We start from the raw sequence: 16,514 nt of genomic DNA on the forward strand, positions 1-16,514 counted from the left end.
TCTAACCTAATTCAATTTTGATATCTGAAGTGGGATAACAACAACAGGGCAAAATTTCATCATCGTCAATGAAGGCAAGGGGATCAGTTTTATATTCCACTTCGCCTTGTAAAAGTTTAGTTCTACAGGCTCCACAATAACCTTCTCGACAGTGAAAATGGACTTCGATTTGGTTTGCTTCGATACTTTCAAGTAAAGATTTTTGTGCTTTATGACAGACAATTTTATGATCGACTATTTCAATCATAAAACTGTCACTGAATTTACTCATTGCTGTTATAAATCAAAGTCACCAAAATCTTCAGCACTGACTTCTGCATCAATTTGGCCAACTAAATATGAGCTAATTTCTGACTCTTGAGGGGCAACTTGTACATTGTCTGAGTTAAGATAATTATTCATCCAAGGTAGTGGATTGCTTTTTATATCAAAAGGTTGTCCTAAACCTATGGCCGACATTCTGTGATTAGCAATAAATTCTACATACTGGCATAAAATTTCTTTATTTAAGCCAATCATAGATCCTTGTTGGAATAAAAATTCGGCCCACTCTTTTTCTTGTTGTACTGCATTTAAGAAAATATCGGTGGCTTCCTGCTTACATTCTTCTGCTATCTCAGCCATTTCAGGATCATCTTTGCCTTTAGCCCAAATATTTATAATATGCTGTGTAGAGGTTAAATGTAGATTTTCATCACGGGCAATCAGTCGAATAATTTTTGAGTTACCTTCCATTAATTCTCGTTCTGCAAATGCAAAGGTGCAGGCAAATGAGACATAAAAACGAATGGCTTCTAAGGCGTTAACTGAGTTCATACACAAAAACAATTTTTTCTTAAGTTCGCGCATAGTAATGATGTGAGTTGCACCATCAACAGTATGTGTACCTTCGCCTAATGTTTGCCATAGTTGAGTGGCAAAAATCAAATCGTCATAATATATTGAAATGTCTGCGGCACGTTTTTTAATTTCTTCATTTTCTACAATATCTTCGAAAATTTCGCTTGGGTCACCAAATAAATTACGCAAAATATGGGTATATGAACGTGAATGTATGGTTTCAAAAAATGACCAAGTTTCAACCCAGGTTTCTAATTCAGGGATGGAAATAATAGGCAAAAATGCAATGTTAGGGCTTCGGCCTTGAATCGAATCAAGTAAAGTTTGATATTTTAAATTTGAAATAAATATGTGTTTTTCTGAATCACTTAACTTTTGGAAATCGACTCTATCTTTACTAACATCTACTTCTTCAGGACGCCAAAAGAAAGAAATCTGTTTTTCAATTAACTTTTCAAAAATCTGGTGTTTTTGTTGATCATAACGTGCCACGTTTACAGGGTTACCAAAAAACATCGGCTCCGCTAAGGGATTATTGCTAATTTGATTAAAAGTTGTGTATTTCATTAATTGTAGTTGCCATTAGATGTATATTATTACGATTTGTAGCCGCTTAGAGCGGCCACGTCGTTTTGTTTTTTTCCGTTACATAAACTCAGTAACTATATTTTGCAAGCACCGCCTGCACAATCATCGTCTTCTTCGACTATGACTTCTTGAGGGACAAATTTTTGGCTAGGTAGTTCTTGTTGTGAAGAGTCTCCAGCACCATCTCGGGTGTTATGGTAATACAGAGTTTTCACGCCAAGTTTGTAGCTGGTTAACAAATCTTTAAGTAGAAGTTTCATTGGTACTTTGCCGCCTTCATACTTATTGGGATCGTAACTTGTATTAGCTGAAATGGTTTGGTCAACAAATTTTTGCATAATACCCGCGAGTTGCAGGTAGCCATCATTTGAAGGTAAGTCCCAAAGTAATTCGTATTGATCTTTTAATCTTTCATATTCAGGCACAACTTGTTTCAACACACCATCTTTACTTGACTTGATACTAATGTGTCCACGAGGTGGTTCGATACCATTGGTGGCATTAGAGATCTGTGAAGACGTTTCTGAAGGCATAAGTGCAGATAGGGTACTGTTACGTAAACCATACTGTTTTATGTCTGCTCTTAAGCTATCCCAATCACAATGTAGTGGCTCGTCACAAATTTTATCCAGATCTTTTTTGTAGGTATCAATAGGCATTAAACCTTGGAAATAAGTGGTTTCGTCAAACTTAGGACATGCCCCTTTTTCTTTGGCCAAATTACATGATGCTTTCATCAGATTGTACTGCATTGCTTCGAATGTTCTATGCACTAAACTATTGGCACTACCGTCTGAATATTTAACGCCATTTTTGGCTAAGTAATATGCAAAGTTAATCACACCTATACCTAATGTACGACGACCCATAGTGGCATTAAATGCAGCTGGCACAGGGTAGTCTTGATAATCTAATAAATTATCTAATGCACGTACCGCTAAATCAGATAATTCAGCAAATTCATCTAGGCTTTTAATTGCCCCTAAGTTGAAAGCAGATAAAGTACAAAGCGCTATTTCACCTTCTTCATCATTCACATTTGATAATGGCTTGGTGGGTAATGCAATTTCTAAACAAAGGTTACTTTGACGAACCGGCGCTAGTTTAGGGTTAAATGGACTGTGAGTATTACAATGGTCTACATTCTGTAAATAGATACGACCTGTACTTGCACGTTCCTGCATAAACAAACTAAATAACTCTATAGCCTTAATCTGTTTCTTGCGGATAGAATGATCTTTTTCGTATAACTCGTATAAACGCTCAAATTCATCTTGATCAGCAAAAAATGCATCGTATAAACCAGGTGTGTCTGAAGGGCTAAATAAAGTAATGTGTTGATCTTTAATCAAACGTGTATACATTAATTTATTAAATTGCACACCGTAATCAAGATGACGAACTCGGTTTTCTTCTACCCCACGGTTATTCTTAAGCACTAATAATGATTCAACTTCTAAATGCCACAATGGATAAAATAAAGTTGCTGCACCGCCACGAACCCCGCCTTGCGAACAACTTTTAACGGCTGTTTGAAAATGTTTGTAAAAAGGAATACAACCAGTGTGGAAGGCTTCCCCTCCACGGATAGGGCTACCTTGAGCACGAATTCGACCAGCATTAACACCAATACCAGCACGTTGACTAACATATTTGACTATAGCGCTAGCGGTTGCGTTGATAGAGTCTAAACTGTCGCCAGCTTCAATTAATACACAAGAACTAAATTGACGGGTGGGGGTTCTAACTCCAGCCATGATAGGTGTAGGTAAAGAAATTTTAAACTTAGACGTAGCATCATAAAAACGCTTGATGTAATGCATACGCGTTTCTTTATCGTAATTTGCGAATAAACAGGCAGCCACTAAAATATAAAGGAATTGAGCACTTTCGTATATTTCGCCTGTCACTCTATTTTGTACTAAATATTTACCTTCTAGCTGTTTAACTGCAGCATAACTGAAGTCCATATCACGCCAATGATCAAGATAATCATCCATTTCTTCGAATTCAGCTTGGGTGTAATCTTCTAATAAATGTTGATCATATTTACCATTACTCACAAGGAATTTTACATGGTCATACAATGCAGGTGGTTCAAATTTTCCATATGCTTTTTTACGTAAATGAAATATAGCTAAGCGAGCAGCTAAAAATTGATAATCAGGACAATCTGTAGAAATCAGCTCTGCAGCAGAACGGATTAAAGTCTCATGGATATCAGCAGTTTTTATACCATCATAAAATTGGATATGTGCTTTGATTTCAACCTGTGAAACAGAAACGTTATTTAATTCTTTAGCAGCCCATTCAATCACTTTATGAATTTTTTCTAGATCTATTATTTCACGTTCGCCATTACGTTTAGTGACGTATAAATTATTCTTCATGTTTTAGCCGTTAATTTTATTATATTGCTATATAGATAGCTATTTTAAGCGAGAGGATGAAATGCGCTAATAGTCAGTATGTTTCATCTTGTTTTGTGCTTATTTTGAACACTTTCCAAACCATTCTTTTTTGGTCTGCAGAAATTGGTGTTGTTTAATAAACTGAACACAAGATAGTGAGGTTTGAACAACATTGCAACCCAATATGTGGTGGTTATTTGTGCAATCAAATTACCGAAAATAAAAGGTTAGTAGTGACTCACCTAAAAGGGCTTTTTGATGTGCGTTTTAAGGGAATGCAAGATAAAATTTAAGTTATTTTTTACGTTAAATTATTTTTGTGTAACTTGTGCGATTTTAATTATATATGGATATATAGTGTGTGTTTTTGATTTTTTATACTACATATCGTGTTTATACGCTAGTTTAAATTTTAATCAGAGCAAGGCAAATAACTGATTAAATCTGCAGCATGTTTGATACATAGGTCTGCTTTCCAGTTATCGATGATTGTCTTTTTATCTATGTAACCATAAGCGGCAATGACACTAAACATCTTGGCATTAATAGCGGCTTGGATGTCACGTTCAGCATCGCCAATATACCAAGTATTAGGGCTGTTTAAATTTAATTTTTGTTGAGCATGCAATAAAGGTAAAGGATGGGGTTTTCTTTCACTTAACGTATCACCACTTATTATCACTTGGCAGTTTTCTAATAATGGAAAATATTTAACTAACTCTAAGGTTAGATATTCAGGTTTATTAGTCACTATTCCCCAAGGAATATTATTTTTATTAAGTGTCAATAATAATGTTTCAACACCAGGGAAGAAACAAGTGTCGACACATATTTTATTTTCATAGTTTGTTAAAAATTGCTGACGTAACTGGGTAAAATTTAATTTTTTAAGGGCTTCACCAAAACCTAGTTCAAGCATACCTTTTGCACCATCTGAAGCGATATTGCGATAAGTTGCATAATCTACACTAGGTAATTGTTGGTCAGCTAATATTTGATTTAATGCATTGCCTAAATCTTTAGCTGTATCAAGTAAAGTCCCATCTAAGTCAAATAAAATAGCATCAGGTGACTGTGACATTATTCATCTCCATTTTGACAGTGAATAATATAATTCACATCGACATTTTGTTGCGATAAATAATATTCTTGAGTCATAGGATTTAAATGTAAACCTATCATTCTTTTTATTACCAGTGGGGTGTTATCTATCCAAGCCATAAGTTCTGAGGGTTTGATAAATTTGTCGTGTTGATGAGTGCCTTTAGGCACAAGCCCTAGAATATATTCGGCGCCTAGTATGGCCATTAAATAAGATTTAATATTCCTATTTAAGGTGGAGAAAAATACATGGCCACCTGGTTTGACTAATTGGAAACAAGCGTTAATCACTGAACTAGGATCTGGCACATGTTCAAGCATCTCCATGCAAGTGACGACATCGAATTGCGAGCCATGTTGCAGGGCAAACTCTTCGGCAGTGATTTGCTGATAGTCAACATCTAAGCCTGATTCTAAACCATGTAATTTAGCTATTTCTAATGGCGCTTCTCCCATATCTATACCAGTGACCTTAGCGCCATGTTTAGCCATACTCTCAGCTAATATGCCGCCGCCACAACCTACATCTAACACTTTTTTTCCATCTAACCCATGGCAGTGTTGATTAATATAGTCAGTTCTAAGAGGATTTATTTGGTGTAGAGGTTTGAACTCTCCATTTAGATCCCACCATCTAGATGCTAAATCAGAAAACTTTTGAATTTCACTGTGATCGACATTTTGAGTATTGCTCATTTATCTAGGTCATTTTTGTTATGCGTTAAATTAACAACATTATAGCCAGCAAGTCTGCTTACTATCTAGTGTAAATCTCAGGCTCTTGAGTGAATAAAACAGCATATATGCTTAACTGCTGGTTTATTGAACACTATATGGGCGATACGAGCTATTTATTTATATTTGTAGGTGTTAGTATTAGGCGGTTGAAATGAAAGATAATATTGGTAAAAACTTAATATTTTTTTTAAGTCCTAGCTTAAAATTAACCAAGTGAGTTTTATCCAAAATCATACTCTAATAATAATGACTAGGGACAAGGCTGTATATGACTGATCACGCCGAAGAAATTCTTCCTATTAATATAGAAGAAGAACTAAAAAACTCTTATCTCGATTATGCGATGAGCGTTATTGTTGGCAGGGCGCTGCCTGATGTACGGGATGGCTTAAAACCGGTACATCGCCGCGTTTTATTCGCCATGAACGAATTAAAAAATGATTTTAATAAACCATACAAAAAATCTGCTCGTGTAGTGGGTGATGTAATTGGTAAATATCACCCTCATGGTGATTCTGCTGTATACGACACTATTGTACGTATGGCGCAGCCATTTTCTCTTCGCTATATGTTAGTTGATGGTCAAGGTAACTTCGGTTCTGTTGACGGTGACTCTGCTGCTGCAATGCGTTATACGGAAATCCGTATGGCGAAAATTTCTCATGAGCTGCTTGCTGATTTAGAAAAAGAGACCGTTAACTTTGTACCTAACTATGATGGTACCGAACATATCCCTGAAGTATTACCAACAAGAGTGCCCAATTTATTGGTGAATGGTTCTTCTGGTATCGCTGTGGGTATGGCCACCAATATTCCTCCTCATAATTTGACTGAAGTGGTAAATGGTTGTATCGCACTGATTGACAATCCTCAGTTATCTATTGAAGAATTAATTGAATATATTCCTGGCCCTGATTTCCCTACTGCTGCTTTTATTAGTGGCCGTAAAGGAATAGAAGAAGCCTACCGTACTGGCCGTGGCAAAATTTACATGCGTGCCCGTGCTGAGATCGAGACTGAAGATAATGGCAAAGAAACTATTATCGTTCACGAGATCCCATATCAAGTTAACAAAGCTAGGCTAATTGAAAAAATAGCTGACCTTGTTAAAGAGAAAAAAATAGAAGGTATTTCTGCATTACGTGATGAGTCTGATAAAGACGGTATGCGTATTGTTGTCGAAGTACGACGCAACGAATCAGCTGAAGTTGTGTTAAACCACCTATATTCACAAACACAAATGCAAACTGTGTTTGGTATTAATATGGTGGCACTAGATAAAACTCAGCCTAAGATATTTAATTTATTAGATATTTTAAAAGCGTTTGTTTTACATAGACGTGAAGTGGTCACAAGACGGACTGTTTTCGAACTGAAAAAAGCCCGTGAACGTGCTCATATCCTTGAAGGTTTGGCTATTGCTTTAGTTAATATCGATCCTATCATTGCGTTAATCAAAGCTTCTAAAAGCCCAGCTGACGCGAAAATTTCTTTAGTCGCTCAAGGCTGGTCTTTAGGTGATGTGGCTGAGATGTTGGAGCGTGCTGGCGATGATGCAGCAAGACCTGATTGGCTTGAACCACAATACGGTATTCGTGATGGTTTATACCATTTAACCGAGCAACAAGCCCAAGCTATCCTAGACCTACGTTTAAATAAATTGACGGGGTTAGAGCATGATAAAATACTATCAGAATACCGTGAATTACTTGAAATCATTGCTGAGCTATTACACATTTTAGGTAGCCCAGAACGTTTAATGGAAGTGATCCGCGAAGAATTGGAAGCCGTACGTGATGAATATGGCGATGCGCGTCGTACAGAAATCACTGCTGCATCACACGACATTGATATTGAAGATTTAATCGAAAGAGAAGAAGTGGTAGTGACTTTATCTCGTGAAGGTTATGTTAAATATCAAAAACTCAACGACTATGAGTCTCAACGTCGTGGTGGTCGTGGTAAATCTGCCACTAAGATGAAAGATGAAGATTTCATCGAAAAGTTACTAGTAGCTAATACTCATGATCACATTTTGTGTTTCTCTACACGTGGCCGTTTATATTGGTTAAAAGTGTATCAATTACCATTAGCTAGTCGAAATGCTCGTGGTCGTCCAATTGTGAATATTCTTCCACTTGAAGAAAATGAACGAATTACTGCAATTTTACCTATTCAAGAATTTGAAGAAGGTAAATATGTATTGATGGCCACAGCTAACGGTACTGTGAAGAAAACGGCTTTAACCTCTTATTCACGTCCAAGAGCTAACGGTATTATTGCTGTCAACTTAAACGAGGGTGATGAATTAATTGGGGTTGATATTACTCACGGCGAAAATGACATTATGTTGTTTTCCGACGCCGGTAAAGTGGTTAGATTTAACGAAAAACAACGAGATTCAGAAACGGGTAATGTAAAACTTGATCCTGAAACCGGAGAAGAGTTACTTGCCTTACGCCCAATGGGCCGTACTGCAACGGGTGTTCGTGGTATTCGTTTGCAAGAAGGCCAAAGAGTCGTATCGCTGATTGTGCCTCAAGGTGATGGCGCTATCTTAACTGCAACCGAAAATGGTTTTGGTAAACGTACACCTGTTGCGGATTACCCAGCTAAGAGCCGAGCTACACAAGGCGTTGTTTCAATTAAAGTGTCTGAACGAAATGGTAAAGTTGTCGGTGCGGTGCAAGTTAATGAAAGTGATGAAATCATGCTCATTAGTGATAAAGGTACATTGGTAAGAACTCGTGTTGAAGAAGTGTCAACCGTTGGCCGGAATACTCAAGGTGTGCGCTTAATTCGCACTATTGAAGGCGAACATGTTGTAGGCTTACAACGTATCGATGAAATAGAAGAGCTTGAAATAGCAGCTATTGAAGGTGACGCTGAAGGGGGGATAGTCGAAGGTGAAGTGCTTGCAGGTGAAAGCAATGAAACTACAGATCCAAGCCCAAGTGATAACCTAGATACAAACGAAGACGAATAAGAGAGTCATATTTTTTCTATCGAAAAGTATGGAAACTAGATAAATTCTAGTTCTTAATATTCAGTAAGTTGTTCTAACAAACGAGTGGCCTTTGCCGCTCGTTTTTTTTTATAAGATATTTTTTGTGAGAGAGAAAGTGTCAGAAATTTATAATTTTTGTGCTGGTCCAGCTATGTTACCAGCCGCAGTCATGCAAAAAGCCCAAGCAGAGTTTATCAATTGGCAGGAAACCGGGCGTTCTGTAATGGAACTAAGTCATCGTAGTAAGGAATATATTGCTTTGGCTAAAGAAGCCGAACAAGATCTCCGTGACTTGTTATCTATCCCAGATAACTACAAAGTATTATTTGCTCAAGGTGGTGGACGAGGACAGTTTTCTGCGGTACCTATGAACTTACATGGAAGAGGCAAGTCAGCCGATTTTTTATTAACTGGTTCATGGTCAAAAGGTGCTCAACAGGAAGCAGAAAAGTTCTTGTCAGCAAATATAGTCTCTGAGGTAGTGACAAAAGACGGATTAACAGCGGTACCTAAAATCAGCGCTGATATGATGGGGGCAGACAGCGCCTATTTCCATTATTGTTCCAACGAAACTGTAGATGGTATTGAAATAGACGAAGTGCCTGACTGTGGAGATTTACCTTTGGTGGCCGATATGTCTTCAAATATTTTGTCAAAACCTATAGATGTGTCTAAATTTGGGGTTATCTATGCCGGTGCACAAAAGAATATTGGTCCTTCGGGGTTAGCTGTGGTGATTGTCAGAGATGATTTATTAGACTTTGCAATGCCAGAAACTCCTACATTTTTACATTATCAAACAATGGATAAGTTTGATTCTATGTACAATACCCCACCTACCTACTCATGGTATTTAGCTGGTTTGGTTTTTAAATGGTTAAAAGAGCAGGGCGGTCTGACGGCTATTGCTAAAATAAATGCGCAAAAAGCAGCATTATTATATGGATGTATTGATGACACCCCTTTTTATTCCAATAAAGTGCACCCCGATTTTCGTTCGAAAATGAATGTCACCTTTCATTTACCTTCAACTGAACTTGATGCTGCCTTTTTAACAGAAGCAGAAGAGTTCGGTTTAAAAGCGCTGAAAGGCCATCGAATTGTCGGTGGCATGCGTGCCAGTATTTATAATGCAATGCCTTTAGAAGGAGTCATTGCGCTAACTGATTTCATGCGAGACTTCGCTAGGAGAAATAGCTAATGGAACAATTATTACTTTCACCAATTCAAAAGGTTGAAGGGACAGTGAATGTACCTGGTTCAAAAAGTTTATCTAACCGAGCTCTTTTATTAGCGGCATTGGCTGCAGGTGAAACACATCTTACCAATTTACTCGATAGTGAAGATATTCACCATATGCTTAATGCGTTAACCAAGTTAGGTATCCAGTATAAATTATCTAAATGTAAAACCGAATGTTGGGTAACGGGTAATGCCGGAGTATTTTCAGTAGCTGATCCTGTCACTTTATTTTTAGGTAATGCCGGAACTGCTATGCGCCCATTATGTGCTGCTTTAGCCTGTAGTCATGGTGAATTTGAATTAACAGGTGAACCGCGGATGGAAGAAAGACCCATAGGGGCTTTAGTTGATTCTTTACGCCAAGCTGGCGCTGAAATTGAGTATTTAAAAACAGAAGGTTATCCCCCTTTATCAATTCAAGGCCAAGTTTTAGCAGGTGGAGAAATAACTGTAGATGGCAGTGTGTCTAGCCAGTTTTTGACCGCACTACTAATGAGTGCGCCTCTATTTGTTGCAGATACCTCTATTACAATCAGTGGTGAGTTGGTTTCAAAACCTTATATTGATATTACTTTAGATACGATCGCTAAATTTGGGATTCACATTGAGAACCAAAATTATCAAAAGTTTGTAGTGAAAGGTAATCAACAGTATCAAGCACCTGGTCACTTTATGGTTGAAGGTGATGCTTCTTCAGCCTCTTACTTTTTAGCTGCCGGGGCTATTAAAGGTGGCACTGTGCGGGTAACAGGTATTGGTAAAAACAGCATTCAAGGTGATATTCGTTTTGCTGAAGTGCTAGAAAAAATGGGAGCCAAGATTAATTGGCAAGATACCTATATCGAAGTGCAAGGTGCACCACTTAAAGCGGTAGACCTAGACTTAAATCATATTCCTGATGCAGCCATGACAATAGCCACCACAGCACTATTCGCCGAAGGTACGACTACTATACGTAATATCTACAATTGGCGAGTAAAAGAAACTGATCGTTTGGCAGCTATGAGTACTGAACTAAGAAAAGTGGGTGCTACAGTGGTTGAAGGTGAAGATTTTATCAGCGTTACCCCCACTAAAGATTTAATTCATGCTGAAATAGATACTTATAACGATCATCGTGTGGCTATGTGTTTTTCTTTAGTCGCATTAAGTGATACTCCAGTGACAATTAATGACCCGGCTTGTACCGCAAAAACATTCCCCGATTATTTCCAAAGGTTTGCGACAATTTGTCAGTAAATTTAAATAGGGGGCTTTAGTGCTCCCTTTATTGTCTGATATTAAATATTAAGGTTAATAAATTGTAACCTAAGTGTCATTGCTTATCTTGGATCTATGCGTATAATTGCGCCCGATTTTCATTAGCTCAGGAGAGCGCATGTACACAGAACCTGTCATCACAATCGATGGACCAAGCGGCGCAGGTAAAGGAACCGCGAGTACTTTATTAGCAAAAAGACTCGGTTGGCACTTTTTAGACAGCGGTAGTATATACCGTGTTTTAGCCATCGCCTCTATCCATCACCAAATCCCAGTAGAAGATGAGGGGGGCTTGTTACCTCTTGCAGCAGGGTTAGATGTTCACTTTGAAACAACAGAAAATGGTGTGAAAGTAGTTTTAGAAGGTGAAGATGTAAGCGATATTATACGCACTGAAGAAGTAGGCTCGGTAGCTTCTCAGATTGCTTCTTTACCTAGAATTCGCGAAGCGTTATTAAGAAGACAAAGAGGATTTAAACAATCCCCAGGTTTAGTGGCTGATGGCCGAGACATGGGTACAGTTGTTTTTCCTGAAGCCCAAGCTAAGATATTCTTAACGGCCAGCGCAGAAGAACGTGCAGATAGACGTTTTAAGCAGTTGAAAGATAAAGGCCATGATGTTAGTATGCGCCGCCTTTTAGCAGACATAAAAGCCCGCGATGAGCGAGATGCAAATCGAACTGTTGCTCCTTTAATACCTGCGAAAGATGCATTTGTGCTTGATTCAACCTCGTTGAATATAGAGCAAGTGCTTGAAAAGATTGAGTTATTTGTCGAAGGGAAATTAACTAAAATTTCAGCCTAGGCAAATTTATATAATGTAAAACTACACCAAGTTATGGATGATTTGGTCATGAATAACAACCCCACGCTCACTGGATTGTAACGTGGATGTCAAAAAAGAAATTTATTAAACCTATGATTGAAAATTTTGCTGATCTATTTGAAGAAAGTTTAAAAGAACTTGAAACCCGTCCTGGCTCTATTGTTAAAGGTACTATCGTTTCTATCGATAAAGATATAGTCCTTGTAGATGCTGGACTAAAATCTGAAAGTGCTATCCCTGTAGAACAATTTAAAAATGCTGATGGTGAACTTGAAGTTGCTGTTGGTGATACAATTGATGTTGCATTGGATGCAGTTGAAGATGGCTTCGGTGAGACAATCTTATCTCGCGAAAAAGCGAAACGTCACGAAGCTTGGGTAGAATTAGAAAAAGCTTACACTGAAAAAGAAACGATCATTGGTGTGATCAACGGTAAAGTTAAAGGTGGCTTTACGGTTGAAGTGAACACAGTTCGTGCTTTCTTACCTGGTTCATTGGTTGACGTACGTCCAGTTCGTGATACTGCTCACCTTGAAGGTAAAGAATTAGAATTTAAAGTTATCAAACTTGATGCTAAACGTAATAACGTTGTTGTTTCTCGTCGTGCTGTTATCGAAGCTGAAAGCAGTGCAGAACGTGATACATTACTTGCTAACCTTGAAGAAGGTCATGAAGTTAAAGGTATCGTTAAGAACCTTACTGATTACGGTGCGTTTGTTGACTTAGGTGGCGTAGATGGTCTTCTACACATCACAGATATGGCTTGGAAACGTGTTAAACACCCAAGTGAAATTGTTAATGTTGGCGACGAAATCAACGTTAAAGTATTAAAATTTGACAAAGAAAAATCACGTGTTTCTCTTGGTATGAAACAAATGGGCAACGATCCTTGGCAAGAAATTGCAAACCGTTACCCTGAAGGCGCTAAATTAAGCGGTGCTGTAACTAACCTTACTGACTACGGTTGTTTCGTAGAAATCGAAGACGGTGTTGAAGGTCTAGTTCACGTTTCAGAAATGGATTGGACTAACAAAAACATTCACCCATCTAAAGTGGTTAACCTTGGTGATGTTTGTGAAGTTATGGTTCTTGAAATTGACGAAGAACGTCGTCGTATTTCTCTTGGCCTTAAACAATGTATTCCTAACCCTTGGGAAGAGTTCGCTAAAGCACAAAGCAAAGGTGACAAAGTTTCTGGTAAGATCAAATCTATCACTGACTTCGGTATCTTTATCGGTCTTGATGGCGGCATAGACGGTCTTGTTCACTTGTCTGATATTTCTTGGAATAAGACAGGCGAAGAAGCTGTTCGTGACTTTAAGAAAGGTGATGAAATCTCTGCTGTTGTCCTACAGGTTGACCCTGAGCGCGAGCGTATTTCTCTTGGCGTTAAACAAATTGAAGAAGACCCTTTCAATCAGTACATCACTGATACTAAGAAAGGCACAATTGTTGTTGGTACAATCACAGCCGTTGATGCTAAAGGTGTAACTGTTAAACTTGCTGATGAAGTTGAAGGTTATATCCGTGTAGCTGATTTAGCTCGTGAACGTATTGAAGATGCAACTGAAGTAGCAACTGTTGATTCTGAAATCGAAGCCAAATTTATGGGCGTTGATCGTAAGAACCGCGTTGTTAACTTATCTGTTAAAGCGAAAGACCAAGCAGATGAAAAAGAAGCGTTAGATAAAGTAAATCAACAAGAAGAAGTTGGTTTCAGTAACGCTTTCGCTGATGCATTTAAAGCAGCTAAAAACGACTAATAAAAACAGTGGCAAACGTGTTAGTTATTTTTTAAAACATTATTAGTTTTGACAAATACGCTAACGCGTTTATTATCGGTATTAATAGCTTTTTGATTAATTGGGGGTTTGTAAATGACAAAGTCAGAACTTATTGAAAGACTAGCCGATAAAGCACGTCAAGTACCTGCTAAAGATGTTGAGTCTGCGATAAAAGAAATGTTAGAACAAATGGCGCAAACCTTACAAAAAGGTGAGCGGATTGAAATCAGAGGTTTCGGTAGTTTTTCTCTACATTATCGTGCTCCACGTGTTGGGCGTAATCCTAAAACGGGCGAAACAGTGAAATTGGAAGGTAAATACGTTCCTCACTTTAAACCTGGCAAAGAATTACGTGAGCGGGTCAACGAAAGCTTAGCTAATTGATTTTTATAAATAATTTAAAAACGGCACTCCAATTCGAGTGCCGTTTTTGTTACAGTAGCAATATAATCTATTCAAACCTGTTTTTTGTAGCTTAAATACGATACAAAAACTACAATTCCATTGAACAAATAACACTAATTAGGAGAGCTGGGTTGAAAGTCAAAGGTTTAATACTGCTTATCTTTATTCTGCTGGTGTTAGTTATTGCGGGTTTTGTTGGTTCACAAAATGGTCATTTAGTTTCAGTTAATTATTTAATTAATGATTTTTCTAGCCAAGTGAAAATGTCATTTGTCCTAGGGATAACGTTTATTTTAGGTTTTAGTGTTTGTTTCATTTTAAGTACGGTTTATGTGTTCCGTCTAAAATGGCGGATCACAAGCCTAGAAAGAAAAAATAAAAAACTCTCACAGGTATCACATAGTCAATAATGCTAGAACTTCTCTTTTTATTACTTCCTGTTGCAGCCTGGTATGGTTGGGTAATGGGTCGAAACAGTGTTCGCCAAGCTCAGCGTAAACAATCTAGTATTTTAGCTAAACATTATTATCGTGGACTTAATTTTCTCTTATCTGATGAGCCTGATAAGGCAGTTGATACATTAATTAAAATGATTGATCTGGATAGTGACACGGTAGAAACCCATATTGCAATGGGAAAGTTTTTCCGTCATAGAGGCGAATTGGACAGAGCTATCAGGGTCCATCAAAATTTAGTCAGTAAAGAAGAAATATCCGCATCTTTACGTGAAACTGCTTTATATGAGTTAGGCAGAGATTATATTTTAGCTGGTTTTTTAGAGCGGGCTGAAAATGCATTTTTACAATTAATGAATAGCCAAAAACATTTTCTTAATGCACAAATTCAATTATTTAATATTTATCAATCCACTAAAGATTGGCCTAAAGCAATAGAATTAGCTGAGCAAATGATGGGTGCTGGCGGAGATAGTGAAGAACTATGCGCTCGAGTCGCCCATTTTTATTGTGAACAGGCATCTATAGAAATCAGAAATAATCAATTTGAGATAGCAGAATCAAACCTTAATAAGGCGATTCAGGCTGATGATAATGCAGTACGGCCATGGTTAATGTTAGGTCAAATGGCCATGAAACAAGAATATTATTCTGCTGCAATTGAGCATTTAGAACAGGTTCCGGTACGAGATATTAACTGGTTAAGTGAAGCCATTCCTTTGATCGCTGAGTGTTCAGAAAAATTAGATGATGAGCAAAAGTTCACCCATATATTAGAAAGGTATTGGCAACACTGTGCCACAGCATATTTGGCAAAAGTTACCCAAATGGCTAAGAATGGTCAGAGTTCTGAAGCAGCTGAAGTCTTATTAGAACAATTGAAGAAACATCCCACTATGAAAGGTTTTAAAACCTTAATGGCTTTATATATAGATTTACAAGAACATGAACAGTCTACAAATAGCCTAGTTTTACTTAAAGGTCTAGTAGAAGAACAAATTAAACAAAGACCAAAGTATAGATGTCATAGCTGTGGGTTTTCAGGTGGACAAATTCATTGGTTATGCCCTTCATGTAAAAAGTGGGGCACAGTTAAACCGATTAAAGGCCTAGACGGGGAATAAAGTGCAAGATCCAAAAGTAGTGGTTGCGTTAGATTTTGATAATCAACAAAAAGCCAATTCGTTTATAGATAGGTTAAATCCCGAATTATGTCGCTTAAAAATTGGCAAAGAAATGTTTACTCATTTTGGTCCTAGCTTTGTAAAAGGCTTAGTCGATCAAAACTATGATGTGTTTTTAGATTTAAAATTTCATGATATTCCTAATACTGTAGCAAAAGCTTGCCAAGCTGCTGCTGACTTAGGTGTATGGATGGTCAATGTACATGCTTCAGGCGGGCCTAAGATGATGGAGCAGGCTAAACTAGCACTAGATAGTAATGGGTTAACGACATCTCCATTGCTAATCGCTGTGACTGTCTTAACTAGCTTGGATCAGCAACAATTATCAGCTATTGGGATTAACTCCACACCAGAACAGCATGTACTAAGATTAGCTAAACTTACTAAACAAAGTGGCTTGGATGGTGTGGTCTGTTCAGCGCAGGAAGCCGAATTACTGAAACAAACTTTAGGAAAAGAATTTTTATTAGTGACTCCGGGGATCCGCCCAGTAGGCACAGATGTTGGCGATCAAAAAAGAATTATGACTCCACAACAGGCTATGGCAGTGGGTGTTGATTATATGGTTATCGGTCGTCCAATTACTCAAGCGGCCGATCCCTTGGCAGCCCTAATAGATATTAACAATTCTATTCAATAATTCACGAATATAGCTTTTTAATGTGTGTTGAGT

14 protein-coding genes are annotated in these 16,514 nt (G+C 37.8%); 9 read left to right on the plus strand and 5 right to left on the minus strand.

Annotated features, from left to right (window positions below; genetic code table 11):
* Position 1: 1 nt before the first annotated feature.
* From yfaE to ubiG, 5 genes are all read right to left on the minus strand, one after another.
* The gene (gene yfaE / locus GQR87_RS09410; protein WP_158968711.1) at positions 2 to 271 is read right to left on the minus strand and encodes a class I ribonucleotide reductase maintenance protein YfaE; all 270 of its coding nucleotides are present in this window, start codon (positions 269 to 271) and stop codon (positions 2 to 4) included.
* 5 nt (positions 272 to 276) lie between these two features.
* The gene (gene nrdB, locus GQR87_RS09415; protein ID WP_158968713.1) at positions 277 to 1,407 is read right to left on the minus strand and encodes a class Ia ribonucleoside-diphosphate reductase subunit beta; all 1,131 of its coding nucleotides are present in this window, start codon (positions 1,405 to 1,407) and stop codon (positions 277 to 279) included.
* Positions 1,408 to 1,502: 95 nt separating this feature from the next.
* A complete protein-coding gene (gene nrdA, locus GQR87_RS09420) occupies positions 1,503 to 3,818 on the minus strand; it encodes a class 1a ribonucleoside-diphosphate reductase subunit alpha (protein WP_158968715.1) in 2,316 nt (771 codons plus the stop codon).
* Between the two features lie 433 nt (positions 3,819 to 4,251).
* Positions 4,252 to 4,920, minus strand: a complete 669-nt coding sequence (locus GQR87_RS09425; RefSeq protein WP_158968717.1) for an HAD family hydrolase — start codon at positions 4,918 to 4,920, stop codon at positions 4,252 to 4,254.
* Entirely contained in the window at positions 4,920 to 5,636 is a 717-nt protein-coding gene (gene ubiG, locus GQR87_RS09430) for a bifunctional 2-polyprenyl-6-hydroxyphenol methylase/3-demethylubiquinol 3-O-methyltransferase UbiG (protein WP_158968719.1), read from the minus strand. Before ubiG ends, GQR87_RS09425 begins: the two co-directional genes overlap by 1 nt.
* A 310-nt stretch (positions 5,637 to 5,946) precedes the next feature.
* On the opposite strand from ubiG, the gene gyrA reads away from it, so the two are divergent.
* The 9 genes from gyrA to pyrF all read left to right on the plus strand — a co-directional run bounded on the left by gyrA (position 5,947) and on the right by pyrF (position 16,481).
* Positions 5,947 to 8,664 carry a DNA topoisomerase (ATP-hydrolyzing) subunit A gene (gene gyrA, locus GQR87_RS09435; protein ID WP_158968721.1) on the plus strand — a complete coding sequence of 906 codons (2,718 nt, stop codon included), beginning with the start codon at positions 5,947 to 5,949 and terminating at the stop codon, positions 8,662 to 8,664.
* 136 nt (positions 8,665 to 8,800) lie between these two features.
* A complete protein-coding gene (serC, locus tag GQR87_RS09440; protein ID WP_158968723.1) occupies positions 8,801 to 9,886 on the plus strand; it encodes a 3-phosphoserine/phosphohydroxythreonine transaminase in 1,086 nt (361 codons plus the stop codon).
* Entirely contained in the window at positions 9,886 to 11,166 is a 1,281-nt protein-coding gene (gene aroA / locus GQR87_RS09445) for a 3-phosphoshikimate 1-carboxyvinyltransferase (RefSeq protein WP_158968726.1), read from the plus strand. The genes serC and aroA overlap by 1 nt, the downstream gene beginning before the upstream one ends.
* 139 nt (positions 11,167 to 11,305) lie before the next feature.
* Complete coding sequence (gene cmk, locus GQR87_RS09450; RefSeq protein WP_158968727.1) at positions 11,306 to 11,992, plus strand: (d)CMP kinase; 687 nt, start codon at positions 11,306 to 11,308, stop codon at positions 11,990 to 11,992.
* A 113-nt stretch (positions 11,993 to 12,105) separates the two neighbouring features.
* Complete coding sequence (gene rpsA / locus GQR87_RS09455; protein WP_158972955.1) at positions 12,106 to 13,776, plus strand: 30S ribosomal protein S1; 1,671 nt, start codon at positions 12,106 to 12,108, stop codon at positions 13,774 to 13,776.
* 114 nt (positions 13,777 to 13,890) lie between these two features.
* Positions 13,891 to 14,181: an integration host factor subunit beta gene (gene ihfB, locus GQR87_RS09460; RefSeq protein WP_158968729.1), complete on the plus strand. Its 291-nt coding sequence runs from the start codon at positions 13,891 to 13,893 to the stop codon at positions 14,179 to 14,181.
* 152 nt (positions 14,182 to 14,333) lie between these two features.
* Positions 14,334 to 14,612 carry a lipopolysaccharide assembly protein LapA domain-containing protein gene (locus tag GQR87_RS09465; RefSeq protein WP_158968731.1) on the plus strand — a complete coding sequence of 93 codons (279 nt, stop codon included), beginning with the start codon at positions 14,334 to 14,336 and terminating at the stop codon, positions 14,610 to 14,612.
* A complete protein-coding gene (gene lapB / locus GQR87_RS09470; protein ID WP_158968733.1) occupies positions 14,612 to 15,781 on the plus strand; it encodes a lipopolysaccharide assembly protein LapB in 1,170 nt (389 codons plus the stop codon). Before GQR87_RS09465 ends, lapB begins: the two co-directional genes overlap by 1 nt.
* Position 15,782: 1 nt before the next feature.
* The gene (pyrF, locus tag GQR87_RS09475; RefSeq protein WP_158968735.1) at positions 15,783 to 16,481 is read left to right on the plus strand and encodes an orotidine-5'-phosphate decarboxylase; all 699 of its coding nucleotides are present in this window, start codon (positions 15,783 to 15,785) and stop codon (positions 16,479 to 16,481) included.
* The last annotated feature ends 33 nt before the right edge of the window (positions 16,482 to 16,514 follow it).

It is taken from the genome of Paraglaciecola sp. L3A3 (genome assembly GCF_009796765.1).
Taxonomy (GTDB): Bacteria; Pseudomonadota; Gammaproteobacteria; order Enterobacterales; family Alteromonadaceae; genus Paraglaciecola.